This window comes from Variovorax defluvii (genome assembly GCF_039541515.1).
GTDB classification, from domain to species: Bacteria; Pseudomonadota; Gammaproteobacteria; order Burkholderiales; family Burkholderiaceae_C; genus Variovorax; species Variovorax defluvii.
Window position 1 is genome coordinate 1 of the sequence record NZ_BAABGJ010000041.1, and the last position, 510, is coordinate 510.

General features: G+C 64.5%; 2 protein-coding genes. One reads left to right on the plus strand and one right to left on the minus strand.

The genetic code is table 11. The annotated features are described in order from the left end of the window. Window positions 1-198: RHS repeat domain-containing protein (locus ABEA07_RS16040; RefSeq protein ID WP_345539057.1), on the plus strand; the 198-nt coding region annotated here is incomplete at its 5' end. Here the strand turns inward: ABEA07_RS16040 and ABEA07_RS16045 are convergent. Next, on the minus strand, window positions 195-510 hold a 316-nt coding region (locus ABEA07_RS16045; protein ID WP_345539059.1), incomplete at its 5' end, for a hypothetical protein. The two genes, ABEA07_RS16040 and ABEA07_RS16045, sit on opposite strands and share 4 nt — an antisense overlap.

The following is a 510-nucleotide window of genomic DNA, read 5'->3' on the forward strand; positions in this document are numbered from 1 at the left end:
ATGTGGAGCCGCACAGTCCTTGCCGCTTGCCTTTGCACCGCAGTGCTCGCCGCCCATGCCGGCTCGGTGAATTTCACGTATGACGCGCTGGGCCGTTTGGCCAGCACCGTCTACACCAGCGGCGCTTCCACCACCACGATCACCTACAGCTACGACGCTGCAGGCAATCGAAGCTCGGTGGTGACCACCACGCCTTAGCAGACCGGCTGGTCTTGCTCTCGCTGCTGCACGCGCGGTGCGTGCAGCCAGTTCTCCAACAAAAACTTCCAGGGGGTTCCCATGCCCAAGCTCGCGCGCGCCTGCGCCGTTGTCGTGGCCGTTGCCACATCGCTTGCAGGCGGCATCGCTGCCGCGCAGATCCAGAGCGGCAATGCTCGCAAGACTGCAGCGCCTTCCATTGCCCTTGGTGTTCCGGCAGCCGCTGCCAATGCGAACTCCAATGCGACAACGAAGACCCACCTCAGCCAGCGCTCGTCTTCCAGCACGGCGACACGCTCGGGCAGTCCCGTG